16 protein-coding genes are annotated in these 16946 nt (G+C 32.8%); 9 read left to right on the top strand and 7 right to left on the bottom strand.

Features of this window, described 5'->3' with window-relative positions:
* Positions 1 to 5: 5 nt before the first annotated feature.
* The 4 genes from K8354_RS15745 to K8354_RS15760 are packed head-to-tail and all read right to left on the bottom strand — an operon-like array spanning position 6 to position 2926.
* On the bottom strand, positions 6 to 548 hold the full coding sequence (locus tag K8354_RS15745; protein WP_223442743.1) for a pyridoxamine 5'-phosphate oxidase family protein: 543 nt from the start codon (positions 546 to 548) through the stop codon (positions 6 to 8).
* A 2-nt stretch (positions 549 to 550) separates the two neighbouring features.
* Positions 551 to 1231 (bottom strand): LytR/AlgR family response regulator transcription factor, encoded by a 681-nt coding sequence (locus K8354_RS15750; protein ID WP_223442746.1) that lies wholly within the window; start codon positions 1229 to 1231, stop codon positions 551 to 553.
* The gene (locus K8354_RS15755) at positions 1228 to 2283 is read right to left on the bottom strand and encodes a sensor histidine kinase (RefSeq protein WP_223442749.1); all 1056 of its coding nucleotides are present in this window, start codon (positions 2281 to 2283) and stop codon (positions 1228 to 1230) included. Before K8354_RS15755 ends, K8354_RS15750 begins: the two co-directional genes overlap by 4 nt.
* Positions 2270 to 2926 (bottom strand): hypothetical protein, encoded by a 657-nt coding sequence (locus tag K8354_RS15760; protein ID WP_223442752.1) that lies wholly within the window; start codon positions 2924 to 2926, stop codon positions 2270 to 2272. The genes K8354_RS15755 and K8354_RS15760 overlap by 14 nt, the downstream gene beginning before the upstream one ends.
* 219 nt (positions 2927 to 3145) lie before the next feature.
* Between K8354_RS15760 and K8354_RS15765 the strand changes: the two genes are divergently transcribed.
* A complete protein-coding gene (locus K8354_RS15765) occupies positions 3146 to 4621 on the top strand; it encodes a Na+/H+ antiporter NhaC family protein (protein WP_223442755.1) in 1476 nt (491 codons plus the stop codon).
* Between the two features lie 504 nt (positions 4622 to 5125).
* On the opposite strand, the gene K8354_RS15770 is transcribed toward K8354_RS15765, so the two are convergent.
* From K8354_RS15770 to pheS, 3 genes are all read right to left on the bottom strand, one after another.
* Complete coding sequence (locus K8354_RS15770) at positions 5126 to 5437, bottom strand: GIY-YIG nuclease family protein (protein WP_223442758.1); 312 nt, start codon at positions 5435 to 5437, stop codon at positions 5126 to 5128.
* A gap of 4156 nt (positions 5438 to 9593) precedes the next feature.
* Positions 9594 to 9989: a hypothetical protein gene (locus K8354_RS15775; protein ID WP_223442767.1), complete on the bottom strand. Its 396-nt coding sequence runs from the start codon at positions 9987 to 9989 to the stop codon at positions 9594 to 9596.
* 157 nt (positions 9990 to 10146) lie between these two features.
* Positions 10147 to 11166 carry a phenylalanine--tRNA ligase subunit alpha gene (gene pheS / locus K8354_RS15780; protein WP_223442783.1) on the bottom strand — a complete coding sequence of 340 codons (1020 nt, stop codon included), beginning with the start codon at positions 11164 to 11166 and terminating at the stop codon, positions 10147 to 10149.
* Between the two features lie 197 nt (positions 11167 to 11363).
* Between pheS and gdhA the strand changes: the two genes are divergently transcribed.
* The 8 genes from gdhA to K8354_RS15815 all read left to right on the top strand — a co-directional run bounded on the left by gdhA (position 11364) and on the right by K8354_RS15815 (position 16939).
* Positions 11364 to 12719, top strand: a complete 1356-nt coding sequence (gdhA, locus tag K8354_RS15785) for an NADP-specific glutamate dehydrogenase (protein WP_223442786.1) — start codon at positions 11364 to 11366, stop codon at positions 12717 to 12719.
* Positions 12720 to 12825: 106 nt separating this feature from the next.
* The gene (locus K8354_RS15790) at positions 12826 to 13446 is read left to right on the top strand and encodes a LysE family transporter (protein ID WP_223442789.1); all 621 of its coding nucleotides are present in this window, start codon (positions 12826 to 12828) and stop codon (positions 13444 to 13446) included.
* A gap of 7 nt (positions 13447 to 13453) precedes the next feature.
* The gene (locus K8354_RS15795) at positions 13454 to 14293 is read left to right on the top strand and encodes an alpha/beta hydrolase family protein (protein WP_223442792.1); all 840 of its coding nucleotides are present in this window, start codon (positions 13454 to 13456) and stop codon (positions 14291 to 14293) included.
* Positions 14294 to 14361: 68 nt separating this feature from the next.
* Positions 14362 to 14847 (top strand): zinc ribbon domain-containing protein, encoded by a 486-nt coding sequence (locus K8354_RS15800; RefSeq protein WP_223442795.1) that lies wholly within the window; start codon positions 14362 to 14364, stop codon positions 14845 to 14847.
* Between the two features lie 11 nt (positions 14848 to 14858).
* Entirely contained in the window at positions 14859 to 15578 is a 720-nt protein-coding gene (locus K8354_RS15805) for a zinc ribbon domain-containing protein (RefSeq protein WP_223442798.1), read from the top strand.
* A 188-nt stretch (positions 15579 to 15766) separates the two neighbouring features.
* Positions 15767 to 16030 carry a hypothetical protein gene (locus tag K8354_RS15810; RefSeq protein WP_223442800.1) on the top strand — a complete coding sequence of 88 codons (264 nt, stop codon included), beginning with the start codon at positions 15767 to 15769 and terminating at the stop codon, positions 16028 to 16030.
* 121 nt (positions 16031 to 16151) lie between these two features.
* Entirely contained in the window at positions 16152 to 16277 is a 126-nt protein-coding gene (locus K8354_RS18735) for a hypothetical protein (protein ID WP_302850514.1), read from the top strand.
* Between the two features lie 101 nt (positions 16278 to 16378).
* Positions 16379 to 16939: a hypothetical protein gene (locus K8354_RS15815; protein ID WP_223442803.1), complete on the top strand. Its 561-nt coding sequence runs from the start codon at positions 16379 to 16381 to the stop codon at positions 16937 to 16939.
* Positions 16940 to 16946 lie beyond the last annotated feature (7 nt).

The following is a 16946-nucleotide window of genomic DNA, read 5'->3' on the forward strand; positions in this document are numbered from 1 at the left end:
TTTTTTTATTCTAAAAGATGTGTTGGTAAACCATCAATACTCGTTTGATTTTTGTTTTCCCAGTACTCTTGAATTCCTTCTGGGCCTTGTTCAGATGCCCAATTGTTCAAATCATTTCTTTCTCCTTTATACTCAAAAAACGGAATGGACATTCCGCAAGAAGTTTGAGCAGATTCAATCGTAATATCAAATATTTGGCGGGTTCCCGGAGTTTCAGGAAATAAAGAAATAATGCTATTCCATTCTTCATCTTTGGGTTTAATTTCTTTTCCTTTTCCGTATAACCGTAAGATATTAGGCACTTTTTCAAAAGAACAAAACATGATGGTAATACGTTCATTTTCTGATAAATGTGCTGCAGTTTCATTACCACTTCCAGTAACATTTAGCCATAAAACACGGTTTTTATGCAGCACTTTAAAAGAATCCATTCCTTTTGGCGATAAATTAATACGTCCAGAATTTGGCGCTGTGGCAACAAAAAATATTTTTTGTGCTTCAATAAATTTTTGAAGTTTTGATGTAATTTTGGTGTAAAATTTAGACATATTTATGCATTAAAATGATCAAGAAATTCTTTCTTATATTTTTGTCCTAAAGGTATTTTATTTGAGTTGATGATTGCCAAGTTCCCTTCTATATAATCCAGTTTATTTTTGTTGATGATAAACGATTTATGAACTTGTATAAAAATAGACTTTGGCAGGGAATTATGCATCATTTTTAAAGATTTATACGTTACTAAAAAGGTATTATTTAAATGCACTTTAATATAATCTCCTAAACCTTCTATAAAATAAATGTCTTCAATTTTTATCTGGTGTAATTTTTTGTCAGATTTTACAAAGATATACGCAATGTTAGCATCCTTTAAATCTTTAATTTTTGAAACTGCTTTTAAAAAACGTTCAAAAGAAAAAGGTTTTAACAAATAATCTGTGGCATCAACTTCAAAACCTTCTAAGGCATATGCCGAATAAGCGGTTGTAAAAATTACTTTTGGCGGGTTTTTTAGCGATTTGTAAAAATCAACTCCCGAAAGTTGAGGCATATTAATATCTAAAAAAAGTAAATCAACAGTATTGCTTTTTAAATATTCTAAAGCCTCTAAAGCCTCTAAAGCATTATTACAAATATGGACTAATTCTAAATAATCAATTTTATGTATAAATGATTTTAGAACATTTTGCGAAGAGGGTTCATCATCAATTATGAGGCAACTTATATTCATTTTTCTAAATCTAACGTTAGCTTTACTGTAAAAATAGTTTCGGTATTTTCAATTGAAAAAAGATGTTGATCAGGATAAATAATGGCTAAATTTTCTTGAATATTTTTTAAACCGATTCCATGTTCTTCTTTTGAATGATCATTTGTAGATTCTTTAAAATTATTAGAAATTACAAAATCTATTTTTTTGTTTTTAGCTGTTAATTTTACATCAATATAAGGATTTTTTATACCACTTTTTAATCCGTGTTTAAAACTATTTTCAAGTAAAGGCAATAACAACATTGGGTAGATTTCTAAATCTTCATCAACTTTGTACTTAAATTTAATAGTTGAATCGTTTACATGCCTATTTTTTTCAAATTCAATGTAATTATGAAGGAGTTCAATTTCTTTTTTGATGGTTATTTTATCAGCATTTATATCATAAATAACATATCTCAAAATATCTGATAATTGTAAAATTGCTTGGGTAACTTCTTTTTTTTCATCAATTGCCAACGAATACAATACGTTTAAAGAATTGAATAAAAAATGCGGATTAATCTGACCTTTTAAATAATACAATTGATTTTCTATATGCTGATTCTGAATTTTAAGCGTTTTGTTTTCTAATTGATTTAAATACACCCAATTTTCGGCAAGTTTTATCAGCGCAGTTAGGATAAAAAACACCGAAAAAATAAAATAGATTTCTATGGTATTATGATAGGAAATAAAGAAATAATCTTTAAAAAAGGTATTGACCAAAACATTAAAGAGCCAAGGATTTATCTGTGCAAACACAATAAGATGTATAACAAAAAGGATTCCGAAGAGTCCATATTTTTCCTTTTTAAGATATTTAGGAAGTAACCAATATAAATTTAAAGAGACAGGAACCACTAAAGTAAATATAAAGCTTGCGGTATAAATATAATCGATTTTTGCAGGCAAGGAACTTCCAGAAAAAAGAAATAGCAGAATCGCAAAAGAACAACTCCATAACACAGTGTTAAAAACGACTATGTTATGAGCGTTTGTTCCTTTTAAAAAAAGTTTATTTTGCTGCATCTATTTTACTTAATATAAATTTTGTTGAAGTATTCCATTTTTCTGCATCGTTAGAAGCCATGTATTTTTTAATAAATTTTTGCAATTCTTTAGAGCTTGCAGTCAACAAATACTGATCGTTTAAAACACCAAATGTTTCGTGTTTAATTTTTATTTTTTTCTTTTTAAAAAGGGCGTCAATTTTGTCTTCATCTAACCATCTTATTTCAATTTTCCCATTTTTTAAAACATCATATTTAACCAAACTGTGCGTATAAATGGAATGACTTTCTAACAAATTATCTATATTTTCTTGACGACCAAAAGGGAAAAAATCTAAATACCTTTGGTTGTTTATTACAAATGGTGTTGCAATAAACAAAACTTCTTGGTCTTCATAATTTCTTTTAATAAGATAACTGTTATTAAATTCTTTATACAATTGTAAATCTTCATCTTTCATTTTTCCTAAAGGGTTTTCTTTTAACATTTGTTCTTTAAAGGAAACAATTTGCCATTTTCCGTTTTTTGAATCTTGCCAATCTCCAATAAAACTATGATCAAAAGAGATGGTTTCTTTGGTGTAAAAAGGATGTAAAGATTTTACTACACAAGAAGTTAATAGTATCAAACAAAGTCCTAAAATTACGTTTCTAATTTTCATGAGTTTCAAATTTAAAATTATTTGCCACAAAAAAAGGGTAGCGGTTCATAAAAGGGAAATTTTTTAGACAAACACTGTTTTTTTCTCGATGAAACAGGGATTTATAAAATTAAGGAACCTGACTTTAATTTAAAATATGCAAATAACGAGTACAATTTTATAAATAACATTTTGTGATATTGATAAATTATTACCTTTAGCCTAAATAAACTTTTTTTTATGGAATATGGATTTTTATCAGTAATACCGCCAATTGTGGCAATCATTTTAGCATTAAGAACCAAGCAAGTGTACATCGCTTTGTTATTTGGTATTTGGTTTTCTTGGCTGATCATTGAGGGTTGGAACCCACTAACAGGAACATTAGCCATGATTGAAGGAATGGTCAATGTGTTTCAATCTAAAGGAAATACAAGAACCATTATGTTTAGTGCTTTGGTAGGTGCCTTGCTTATTTTTATTCAATATTCTAGAGGGGTAGAGGGTTTTATCAATATTTTAAATAGACAATTGGTAAAGCTAGAAGATAAAAAAACGGGTTACAGTAGAGTAATGGTGCAAATTTTAGCAACAATTACGGGATTGTTACTGTTTGTGGAAACGAGCATTAGTTCTTTAACCGTAGGAACTTTATATAGACCCATTTTTGATAAATTAGGAATTCCGAGAGAAAAGTTAGCGTATATAGCAGATTCAAGTTCTGCGCCTTCATCAATTTTAATTCCTTTTAATGCATGGGGCGCTTTTATTATGGGATTGTTGCTTACACAAGGAATTGACAAACCATTTTCTGTGATGATTGCTTCTATTAAATATAATTTTTATCCATTATTGGCTATAACAATTGTGTTTATTGTCATTTTTTCAAAGAACGATTTAGGCCCAATGAAAAAAGCCGAAACAAGAACGAAAGACACCGGTTTGTTAATGAATAAAGGATCTAAACCCATGGTTTCTGACGCAGTAACTTCATTTCCGCCAAAAGAAGGCATTGAAGCCAAAGCCTATAATATGATTGTGCCGCTTTTGGTCATGGTTTGTATGATGCCAATTAATTTAATGTACACTGGGTGGAGTGCTGTTAAGGAATCTACCTCTTTTTTAAATCACGCGTCACAAGCAATTGGCGAAGGCTCTGGCTCGTCATCTGTTTTATATGCAGTAATTACATCACTTTTGGTGGCTATGCTGATGTATTTTATTCAAGGAATCATGAGGCCAAAAGAAGCTATCAATTTAACATTAAAAGGTATTAGTGAGTTAATACCTTTGGCTTTGTTAATGTTATTAGCATTTGCTATTGGAGATGCTTGTAAAGAATTAGAAACCGGAATTTATGTTGCCAATGCAACAAAAGAATGGCTGTCTCCAGAGTTGTTGCCAGCTGTTGTTTTTATCATTAGTTCTTTTATTGCTTTTTCTACAGGAACTTCTTGGGGAACATTTGCTATTATGTTGGCAATTTCAGTACCCATGGCAAATATTCATGGTGCTGAGGTAACTATTGTGGTGGCTGCTACTTTAGGAGGAGGTATTTTTGGAGATCATTGTTCGCCAATTTCAGATACGTCTATTATTTCTTCTATGGCTTCTGCCAGTGATCATATAGATCATGTAAAAACCCAATTACCGTATGCTTTAGTGGGAGGTGCAATTACTGTTATTTTGTATTTGTTAATTGGTTTTTTTGGTTGATTTACCGAGGAAAGGTAGAGGTAAAATTTCGGTAAATCTAAATATTATTTCGTTCTCTTTTCCCTCACAGTTTGTCATTCCGTAGGAATCTTTTGCATACTGTTGCTCACTCTTGCGCGAGATCCTTTCAGGGTGATAAACAGAACGTATTTTTTACGTTTATCTTACTCACTTTCTATCCAGTTTCCAATTAGTTTCTCCACCTAGTTTTGTCATTCTGCAAGAATCTTTTGGGGTTTGGTTTGCTCATTCTAGTGTGAGACCCTTTCAGGGAGACAAACTGAACGGGTTTTGTGAGGTTTTCTCTTTCACTTTCCATCCAGTTTCCAATTAGTTTTTCCACCCAGTTTTGTCATTCTGTAAGAATCTTCGCGTGCTGTTGCTCACTGTTGTGTGAGACCCTTTCAGGGTGACAAACTGTGTGGGTTTGGTTTTGCTGTTTTCAATTAATTTGTAACTAGTTTTTCACACAATTTTGTCATTCCGTAGGAATCTCAGACAACTCTATTCAAACAAATAATTTAAAAAATCCATTTGAGCATTTTGCTCTTGAATCAAATTTATTTTCTTTTGTCTTGTTAAGTTTTTAATCTCTTTTTCTCTTGCAATAGCTTCTTGTATCCAACCAAAATGTTCGTAATGTAATAAATAATGTACATTGTATTTCGCAGTAAAACTTTTAGGGTTCTTTTTTTGTTTATGTTGCTGCAAACGTAATTTTAGATTATTTGTAACGCCAGTATATAAAACGGTTTTGTTTTTATTAGTAATAATGTATGCATAAAAATTGTATATACCTGGTGTGTGGGATATCATGTTTGGTGGTATTTAGTTTTGTTCTTTTTGAAAAACAGTAAAAATATGTAAAGTTTGTTATTCCAAAGGAATTTTTCGACTAGTTTTGTCATTCTGTAAGAATCTTTTGGGGTTTGGTTTTCTCACTCTTGTGTGAGACCCTTTCAGGGTGACAAACTGTGTTTGAGTGAAATGCCTATTGGTTTTGCGTTCTTGTTTGCATTTGGTTTGTCATTCTGCAAGAATCTTTGCGTGCTGTTGCTCACTGTTGTGTGAGACCCTTTCAGGGAGACAAACTGTGTGGTGTTGCGTTTCTGTTTCCACGGAGTTATCACTCAGTTTCAATCCAGTTTTGTCATTCTGCAAGAATCTTTGCGTGCTATTGCTCACTGTTGTGTGAGACCCTTTCAGGGAGACAAACTGTGTGGTGTTGCGTTTCTGTTTCCACGGAGTTATCACTCAGTTTCAATCCAGTTTTGTCATTCTGCAAGAATCTTTGCGTGCTATTGCTCACTGTTGTGTGAGACCCTTTCAGGGAGACAAACTGTGTGGTGTTGCGTTGCTGTTTCCACGCAGTTATCAGTCAGTTTCAATCCATTTTTGTCATTCTGCAAGAATCTTTGCGTGCTGTTGCTTACTGTTGTGTGAGACCCTTTCAGGGAGACAAACTGAATAGGTTTTGTTAGGATTTATTTCTCATTTTGCAGCCAGTTTTTATCCAGTTTTGTTATTCTGTAAGAATCTTTGCGTGCTGCTGCTCACTGTTGTTTGAGATCCTTTCAGGTTGACAAACAGAACGTGTTTCTCACTCACTTTCCATACAGTTTTGTCATTCTGCAAGAATCTTCTGGGGTTAGGTTTGCTTTTCTTTGTGTGAGACCCTTTCAGGGAGACAAAGCGTGTGGTGTTGCGTTGCTGTTTTCACGCAGTTACCGGTCAGTTTCAATCTAGTTTTGTCATTCTGCAAGAATCTTTGCGTGCTGTTGCTCACTGTTGTGTGAGACCCTTTCAGGGAGACAAACTGAATTGGTTTTTTACGGTTTTCTCACTCACTTTCCATACAGTTTTGTCATTCTGCAAGAATCTTTGCGTGCTGTTGCTCAATGTTGTTTGAGACTCTTTCAGTGAGACAAACTGTGTGGTGTTGCGTTGCTATTTCCACGCAGTTATCAGTCAGTTTCAATCCAGTTTTGTCATTCTGCAAGAATCTTTGCATGCTATTGCTTAATGTTATGTGAGACCCTTTCAGGGAGACAAATCGTGTGGTGTTGCGTTGCTATTTCCACGCATTTACCGCTCAGTTTCCATACAGTTTTGTCATTCTGAAAGAATCTTTGCGTGCTGTTGCTCACTGTTGTGTGAGACCCTTTCAGGGAGACAAACAGAACGTGTTTCTCACTCACTTTCCATACAGTTTTGTCATTCTGCAAGAATCTTCTGAGGTTTAGTTTGCTTTTCTTTGTGTGAGACCCTTTCAGGGAGACAAACTGAATGGGTTTTTTACGGTTTTCTCACTCACTTTCCATACAGTTTTGTCATTCTGTAAGAATCTTTGCGTGCTATTGCTTACTGTTGTGTGAGACCCTTTCAGGGAGACAAACTGTGTGGGTTTTGTGAGGATTTCTTTCTCATTTTGTAGCCAGTTTTTATCCAATTTTCGACCAGTTTTGTCATTCTGCAAGAATCTTTGCATGCTGTTGCTCACTGTTGTGTGAGACCCTTTCAGGGAGACAAACTGTGTGGTGTTGCGTTGCTATTTCCACGCATTTATCAGTCAGTTTCCATACAGTTTTGTTATTCTGCAAGAATTTTTGCGTGCTGTTGCTCACTGTTGTGTGAGACCCTTTCAGGGAGACAAACTGTGTGGTGTTGCGTTTCTGTTTCCACGGAGTTATCAGTCAGTTTCAATCCATTTTTGTCATTCTGCAAGAATCTTTGCGTGCTATTGCTTACTGTTGTGTGAGACCCTTTCAGGGAGACAAAGCGTGTGGTGTTGCGTTGCTGTTTCCACGCAGTTAACGCTCAGTTTCAATCCATTTTTGTCATTCCGTAGGAATCTTTGCGTGCTATTGCTCACTGTTGTGTGAGACCCTTTCAGGTAGACAAACTGAATGGGTTTTGTGAGGATTTATTTCTCATTTTGCAGCCAGTTTTTATCCAATTTTCAATCCATTTTTGTCATTCTGAAAGAATCTTTGCGTGCTGTTGCTCACTGTTGTGTGAGACCCTTTCAGGGAGACAAACTGTGTGGTGTTGCGTTGCTGTTTCCACGCAGTTATCAGTCAGTTTCAATCCAGTTTTGTCATTCTGTAAGAATCTTTTCGTGCTATTGCTCACTGTTATGTGAGACCCTTTCAGGGAGACAAACTGTGTGGTGTTGCGTTGCTGTTTCCACGGAGTTATCAGCCAGTTTCAATCCAGTTTTGTCATTCTGTAAGAATCTTTTCGTGCTATTGCTTACTGTTGTGTGAGACCCTTTCAGGGAGACAAACTGAATGGGTTTTGTGAGGATTTATTTCTCATTTTGCAGCCAGTTTTTATCCAATTTTCAATCCATTTTTGTCATTCTGAAAGAATCTTTGCGTGCTATTGCTCACTGTTGTGTGAGACCCTTTCAGGGAGACAAACTGTGTGGTGTTGCGTTGCTATTTCCACGCATTTATCAGTCAGTTTCCATACAGTTTTGTCATTCTGCAAGAATCTTTGCGTGCTGTTGCTCACTGTTGTGTGAGACCCTTTCAGGGAGACAAACTGTGTGGGTTTTGTGAGGATTTCTTTCTCATTTTGCAGCCAGTTTTTATCCAATTTTCAATCCAGTTTTGTTATTCTGTAAGAATCTTTGCGTGCTATTACTTACTGTTGTGTGAGACCCTTTCAGGGAGACAAACTGTGTGGGTTTTGTGAGGATTTCTTTCTCATTTTGCAGCCAGTTTTTATCCAATTTTCAATCCAGTTTTGTTATTCTGTAAGAATCTTTGCGTGCTATTGCTTACTGTTGTGTGAGACCCTTTCAGGGAGACAAACTGTGTGGGTTTTGTGAGGATTTCTTTCTCATTTTGTAGCCAGTTTTTATCCAATTTTCGACCAGTTTTGTCATTCTGCAAGAATCTTTGCATGCTGTTGCTCACTGTTGTGTGAGACCCTTTCAGGGAGACAAACTGTGTGGTGTTGCGTTGCTGTTTCCACGGAGTTACCGCTCAGTTTCAATCCAGTTTTGTCATTCTGTAAGAATCTTTTCGTGCTATTGCTCACTGTTATGTGAGACCCTTTCAGGGAGACAAACTGTGTGGTGTTGCGTTGCTGTTTCCACGCAGTTATCAGTCAGTTTCAATCTAGTTTTGTCATTCTGAAAGAATCTTTGCGTGCTGTTGCTCACTGTTGTGTGAGACCCTTTCAGGGAGACAAACTGTGTGGGTTTTGTGAGGATTTCTTTCTCATTTTGTAGCCAGTTTTTATCCAATTTTCAATCCATTTTTGTCATTCTGAAAGAATCTTTGCGTGCTGTTGCTCACTATTGTTTGAGACCCTTTCAGTGAGACAAAGCGTGTGGTGTTGCGTTTCTGTTTCCACGCAGTTATCAGTCAGTTTCAATCCATTTTTGCCATTCTGAAAGAATCTTTACGTGCTGTTGCTCACTGTTGTGTGAGACCCTTTCAGGGTGACAAACAGAACGTGTTTCTCACTCACTTTCCATACAGTTTTGTCATTCTGCAAGAATCTTCTGAGGTTTAGTTTGCTTTTCTTTGTGTGAGACCCTTTCAGGGAGACAAACTGAATGGGTTTTTTACGGTTTTCTCACTCACTTTCCATACAGTTTTGTCATTCTGCAAGAATCTTCTGAGGTTTAGTTTGCTTTTCTTTGTGTGAGACCCTTTCAGGGAGACAAACTGAATGGGTTTTTTACGGTTTTCTCACTCACTTTCCATACAGTTTTGTCATTCTGCAACAATCTTTGCGTGCTGTTGATCAGTATTGTTTTAGACCCTTTCAGGGTGACAAACTGAACGGGTTTTGTGAGGGTTTCTTTCTCATTTTGCAGCCAGTTTTTATCCAATTTTCAATCCATTTTTGTCATTCTGCAAGAATCTTTGCGTGCTGTTGCTCACTGTTGTGAGAGACCCTTTCAGGGAGACAAATTAAGTGTCAGTGACAAACAAGGTGCGCTATAAACAACGCATTACTTTGCTAAAATTCCACGTTTTTTAATCTCGTTAATCATACGTAAAGCACCTTCTTTGATGGTATTTTGATCGAAAATAAAAGTTTTTTCAAATAATGCATTTCCTTCGAAAAAAGTAACTTGAAAACGATTGTTTAACTTGAATAATTCAGGTTGAATAAACTCTATTTTAGCAAAAGAATTTGCAGGTAAAACATCAATTTTTTTACGAATCAAAGACGTTGTTTTTGTTTCAGAAAAACCTTGAGAAACAATTACCATCATTTCTAAAGCAACATTTTTATTGTTGATTAAATATACATTCCAATCATCAGTTTTATAAAGATCATTGTATTCATAAACAACTGCCATTTCTACATTGGTAACTTCAGGTATTTGAATGTCTTTTTTCATAATTTTATCTTCTCCCAAAGGGAGAAATTATTTATAAATTTATAGTATAAAGAAGTCTAAAGGTTTTTTGATTCAATCATATTTCGATCAAAATGAAAAATTGTTTATTTTTTAATTTGAGTTAGTTCATTCCCTTTGAGAAGGTTAGAATGAGATGTTAGAGTACACTTTTAAACTGCTCTAAAAAACGCTTGTCATTTTCGTAAAACATTCTAATATCAGGAATTTGATATAGCAACATGGCAATGCGCTCAATTCCCATTCCAAAGGCATAACCAGAATATTTTTTTGGATCGATGTTACAGTTTTTCAAAACATTAGGATCTACCATTCCGCAGCCCATAATTTCTAACCATCCGGTTCCTTTTGTAATTTTATAATCGGTTTCTGTTTCTAATCCCCAATAAATATCTACTTCTGCACTTGGTTCTGTAAACGGAAAATAAGAAGGACGTAAACGTATTTTAGACTTCCCAAACATCTCTTTGGTAAAGTATAAAAGTGTTTGTTTTAAATCAGCAAAAGAAACATCTGTATCGATATACAAACCTTCTACTTGATGAAAAATACAATGTGCACGGGCAGAAATATCTTCGTTTCTAAATACTCTTCCTGGAGAAATGGTTCTGATAGGAGGTGTGTTATTTTCCATATAACGCACTTGTACGGAAGAAGTGTGTGTACGCAATAAAATATCAGGATTTTGTTCTATAAAGAAAGTGTCTTGCATGTCTCTTGCCGGATGATACTCTGGCAAATTTAATGCTGTAAAGTTGTGCCAATCATCTTCAATCTCTGGACCTTCGGAAACCGTAAAACCAATTCTATTAAAAACCTCAATAATTTTATTTTTTACTAAGGATATTGGATGGCGTGAGCCTAACTCAATAGGTTCAGCAGGTCTTGATAAATCGCCATAAACACCTTTTTCTTCAACAGCATTTTCTAAAACATCATTTAATTCGGCTACTTTTCCTTCAGCAGATTTTTTTAAGTTGTTTAAGGCTTGCCCAAAATCTTTACGAAGTTCAGCATCTACATTTTTAAATTCAGAAAATAAATCTTTAAGCAAACCTTTACTGCCTAAATATTTAATTCTAAATGCTTCAACCTCCTCTTTCGTATTCGCCTTAAATGCATCTACATCACCAATAAGTTCTTTTACTTTATCTAACATTTTTTAAAAAAATTATCTGGCAAATTTAGCGTTTTTTAGGTACTTTTTTTAGTGTTTTTTAAAGTATTAGAAACCTCCTAACGAAATCGATTGAAATAAGGGTTTATCGCAATAAAATAAAAAATAGTTTTTATTTTATCAATTCAGAAAATATGTATCTTTGCCACGTTAAAATTTTATAAAATTCATAAAAAACTATGGCAGAAAATATCGATTTTAAAATTACAGAGTTTATGGAAATGGTTACTAAAAGAAATAACCATGAGCCAGAATTCCTACAAGCTGTTAAAGAAGTTGCAGAAACTGTAATTCCTTACATTGCTCGTAACGATATTTATAACGGTAAAAATATTTTACTGAGAATGGTAGAACCAGAAAGATTAATTTCTTTTAGAGTTTCTTGGGTAGATGATGACGGCGAAATACAAGTGAATAGAGGGTATAGAATTCAAATGAATTCTGCAATAGGACCTTATAAAGGAGGTTTGCGTTTTCATCCTACAGTAAATGCGAGTATTTTAAAGTTTTTAGCTTTTGAACAAGTGTTTAAAAACTCGTTAACAACTTTACCGATGGGCGGTGGAAAAGGAGGCTCTGATTTTGATCCAAAAGGAAAATCAGATAATGAAATTATGCGTTTTTGTCATTCTTTTATGACCGAATTATATAGACATATTGGTCACAATACAGATGTCCCGGCTGGAGATATTGGCGTTGGAGCGAGAGAAATTGGTTATATGTTTGGAATGTATAAAAAATTAAATAACACATTTACAGGGGTTTTAACAGGTAAAGGCGCTTCTTGGGGTGGATCTTTAATTAGACCAGAAGCTACGGGTTACGGAACGGTATATTTTGCGCAAAACATGTTAAAGCGTAAAAAAGACTCTTTTAATGGTAAAAAAGTGGTGATTTCTGGTTCTGGAAATGTGGCACAATATGCAGCAGAAAAAGCAATCGAATTAGGAGCAACGGTTTTAACTTTATCCGATTCTGGAGGATATATTTTTGATGAAGAAGGTATCAACACAGAAAAGTTGAAACACGTTATGTATATCAAAAATGATAAAAGAGGCAGAATTAGTGAGTACACAGATAAATACCCCAATGCAAAATATGTAGAAGGAAGCAGGCCTTGGTCTGTTGTTTGTGATATTGCTTTGCCTTGTGCAACTCAAAATGAGTTAAATGGTGAAGAAGCAGCAGTATTAATTAAAAATGGTTGTATATGTGTTTCTGAAGGTGCAAATATGCCTTCTACACCAGATGCAATTCACGCATTTACAAAAGCAAAAATCTTGTTTGCGCCAGGAAAAGCATCGAATGCTGGTGGGGTTGCAACATCTGGTTTAGAAATGAGTCAGAATTCATTACGTTTAAGTTGGACACGTAAAGAAGTAGATGATAAACTGAAAGATATTATGGAAGATATTCATGATTCTTGCGTTCAATATGGAGAGCAAGAAGATGGTACTATAGATTATATTTCAGGAGCAAATATTGCTGGTTTTGTAAAAGTTGCAGACGCAATGTTAGCACAAGGAGTTGTCTAAAAAATAGATTTTTTGAAATAGAATTTAAAACGCATCAATTTTTTTGATGCGTTTTTTTTGTACAACTTATTTTAAAAAGTAATCTTTACACAAAGTATTTTTACGCATGATGCTACTCTATCTTTTTTTCTTCGGATTTTTCTTCTCTTTTACAGGTTCTATAACTCCAAGTATGTTAAATATGACCGCCTTAAAAATTAGTTTAGAGAAAGGCCGGGAAGCGGCTAATAAATATGCTCTGGGGGTTTCTTTTGTGGTAATTCCACAAGTATTTATTGCTGTTGTTTTAACCAAATATATTGCAGAAAATCCTAAAATTTTGCAGACTTTAGAAAAGTTAGGAATTATAATTTTTATATTTTTATCCTTCTATTTTTATAGCGCATCTAAAAAAGGTAAAATTAAGATGGATGCTATGAAATCTAAAAAAGAAAATCCTTTTTTGACTGGTGTTACGCTCTCTGTTTTAAATATGTTTGCAATTCCTTTTTTTTCCGGAATCGCCCTATTTTTAGATGCTTTTAACCTATTTATTTTTGATGTTATTCCTGTAATTTCATTTGTTTTAGGCGCTGTAATAGGTTCTTTTTATATTTTATTTTTTTATGGAAAATTTGCAAAAATAATTCAGAAAAAAACAGGAGAACTCACAAAAGATATCAATATAATTTTAGCTATTTTAACAGCGGTAGTGGCTGTTTTAACCGGAATTAAACAAATTTTTTAAACAAGATATGAAAAATATTAAAAATAGTATTATTGATGGAAAACATCAAAAACCAATCGTAACAGACGTTTTTTATAACGAAACCCATCAACCCAAAAAAGTAGTTATTTTTTGTCATGGTTACAAAGGTTTTAAAGATTGGGGCGCTTGGAATTTAATGGCAGAAGCATTTGCAAAAGCTGGTTTTTTCTTTATCAAATTCAATTTTTCTCATAACGGCGGAACTCCAGAACAACCCATTGATTTTCCAGATTTAGAAGCTTTTGGGAACAATAATTACTCCAAGGAATTAGACGATTTAGAAAGTGTTTTAGATTGGATTTCGAGAACTACAGATTTTAAAAACGAAATAAATAGTACTGATATTTCGTTGATAGGGCATAGTAGAGGTGGCGGAATTGTATTGCTAAAAGCAAACGAAGATGCAAGAATAAAAGAAGTAATTACTTTAGCTGCGGTTTGTGATTTTGGGTCAAGAAGCACTATTACTGGTGATTTAGAAAACTGGAAGAATGAAGGTGTTAAATATGTTGTAAATGGAAGAACAAAACAGCAAATGCCTCATTTTTATCAGTTTTATGAAGATTTTAAAGCCAATGAAGAACGACTACATATTCAAAAAGCAGTAGAAAAAATAAAAGTTCCGCAATTAATAATTCATGGAGATCAAGATACCTCAATTTCTATTGATGAAGCGCATAAAATTCATTCTTGGAATGGGAACAGTATTTTAAAGTTCATAAAAAATGCAGATCATGTGTTTAATGTTTGTCATCCTTGGGAAAAAGAAAAAATGTCTAAAGAATTGGCAGAAACAACACAACTTTGTATCGATTTTTTAAAATAAATAAACAACAATTTTAAGGTACAAAAAATGGATTTCTATTGTATATTTAAGCAAATAAAAATGAAAACATGGCGTTAATTAAATGTTTAGAATGTAAAAAAGAAATTAGCGATAAAGCTAAAATTTGTCCAAACTGCGGAATGGCCTTAAAAAAGAAATCTAATATTATTTTACCTCTATTATTGGGTATTATCACCCCAATATTGATTATAAGCTTTTTTTTGCAATCAGAAAGTGAGAGTGAATTTGATTATAGAATTGATAAATCAGATAATTCCACAAGTAAAGAAAGGAAAAAAAGCAATTCTATTAGTAAAACAGAAGCAGCTTATTCAGCACAAAAATTTGTTGAAAAACAATTAAAAGCTCCGAGTACAGCAAAATTTCCTTCACTAAACAAGGCAAATATTAAAAAATCTAATGACGTTTATGAAGTTTCATCTTATGTTGACTCACAAAATGGTTTCGGAGCAATGATAAGAAGTAATTATACTGTAAAAATTAGCAGAAAAGATAACGGAAATATTACTCTTTTGGATATTAAAATTGATTAAATATAAAAAATATGGGGTTAATAAATTGTTCCGAGTGCAAAAAAGAAATAAGTGATAAAGCAAAGAGTTGTCCAAGTTGTGGAAACCCAATAAACCAATTAGTCGAACAAAGTAAGGATGTTGGTTTTGAATTATTGAAATTCCCTAAATTACCTGAAAATTTAAAAATTGGCAAACCAATTACAAATTGGACTGGCGATAGTGCTTTTGATGGATTTTATGAGCAAAAAGAAAATACTATTACTGAAATTAATTCAGGTAAGGTAAAAGTTAATTTACATACTCATGGAATTGAAATTTCACAAGGATTAATTAACTTCTTCCCCATTCATCAAACTCAAATAATTAGTATAAAAAAAGCATCAAGAGAAGAAATTGCAAAAACAAAGAAAAGCGTATTAGGAAGAGCAGTTGTTGGAGGGTTAATATTAGGACCAATTGGAGCTATTGTTGGTGGAATAAGTGGTCTAGATAAAGTAAAAACCGAAAATATTCATTATTTAGTTATTAATTACTGGGAAGTAGAATCTAAATCTGCAAAAACTTTACTAATAAGTGGAGTAAATAATTTGATTTCAGCATTTATAAAAAGGTACAAGGTAGAGCAAATAATTAATGTAAAGGAAAGAAGAAAAGCTGAAGATATTGAAATTACCCCAGCAATTTTAATTCAAAACATTTTAGGTCTTTTAGTAATAGTTTCTATGATAATTTACCTCTTATTTTTCTAATCTTTGAGAAAACACCATTATGAAAAAACAAAAGAAAAAAGAAACCTTACCTATATCGTTTCATAAGATATAATATCAAATGCTTATTACTTCTATTTGTTGCTAATGACAAAGGCAGTAACTCTATTTGCTAGAAATTTTAAATAGATTTTGTAACTTTATCAAGTAAATTTTTAAAAAAAATTATTATGACAGCACAATTAACAGTATTAACTGTAATCTTTTTAGGGGCTATTATATTTTTTCTCTTGATAAGAGAAATAGTATGTTGGTACTATAAAATAAACATTAGAATTGAGCTACAAAAAGAAACTAATAGCCTTTTGAGGAGGTTAGTTGAAAAAAATGAAAGTAAAGTAAGCGAAAAAAATAATTCTGATAGTTCAGAAACTACATTTTATGGTGATAAAGACGAATTAAAAAAAGCTCTTGGTGAACTTCGGGGTCAATAGTATGCACGAAATGACGCTTTAAAAACAACTTTATTTTTTTAACTTTTAAAAAAAACCTTTAATTACGGAAACTCGTAAAATTCTTTAAAACATAGATTGTAAGTTTGTTTAAAAAAAACTTATGATAGAAGATGCAGTAGCACAAATCGCAGGAATTATCAATACTTTTCCTGGTATTAAAGAAACTGTTATAAACATAAAAAGCCCTTTAGATAGTCTGCTAGAAAAGACTAATTTTAGAACGTAGAACATATATGCGATTTATCAACAATGAGCATATACAATTGTTGGCAAACATTTAAGCATATTATAGACAATAACGTGTGAAAGGAAAAAAACATAAAAAGTATGAGTAAAAGAAATGATGATTTAGATGCTATTTTAGAAGTACTTATGTTTAACGCTGTTCCTATATTTAAAGAATTGGCTAAAAACGCTTATGGTTCTGAAAAACTAACTAAAGAATCATTGAAAGATTCCCTTGCAAAATTAGAATTAGAAGATTGGATTCTTGAAAAATATTTGGACAAATTAGAGAAAGACGGCTATATTGAATATGAAAACGGATTTGTATCCATAAGCAATAAAGGAGAAAATTTCAAAATAAACGAAGGAGGTTTTAGAGGTGTTTCTAAAAAGAACAAAAAAGAGGAAGAAAGACAAGAAAAAAAAGATTGGATACTTAATTTTGACAAAAAATGGAGAATACCGGCATCAATAATAGTCGTTATCGGGGTTGTTTTTGGTGGCATAAAGTTATTTAACACTATGAATATCTCAAAATCAAACGAACCAATCGAAACAAAAAAAGGAAATATAGAACCAAGAGAAAATAGTATTGAATTACAGGAAAATAAAATTGAAAAAAAGGAGGTTGACAGCTTAAAGTCAACAAAAAAATCTGAATAATAAAACG

It is taken from the genome of Polaribacter litorisediminis (assembly GCF_019968605.1).
GTDB classification, from domain to species: Bacteria; Bacteroidota; Bacteroidia; order Flavobacteriales; family Flavobacteriaceae; genus Polaribacter; species Polaribacter litorisediminis.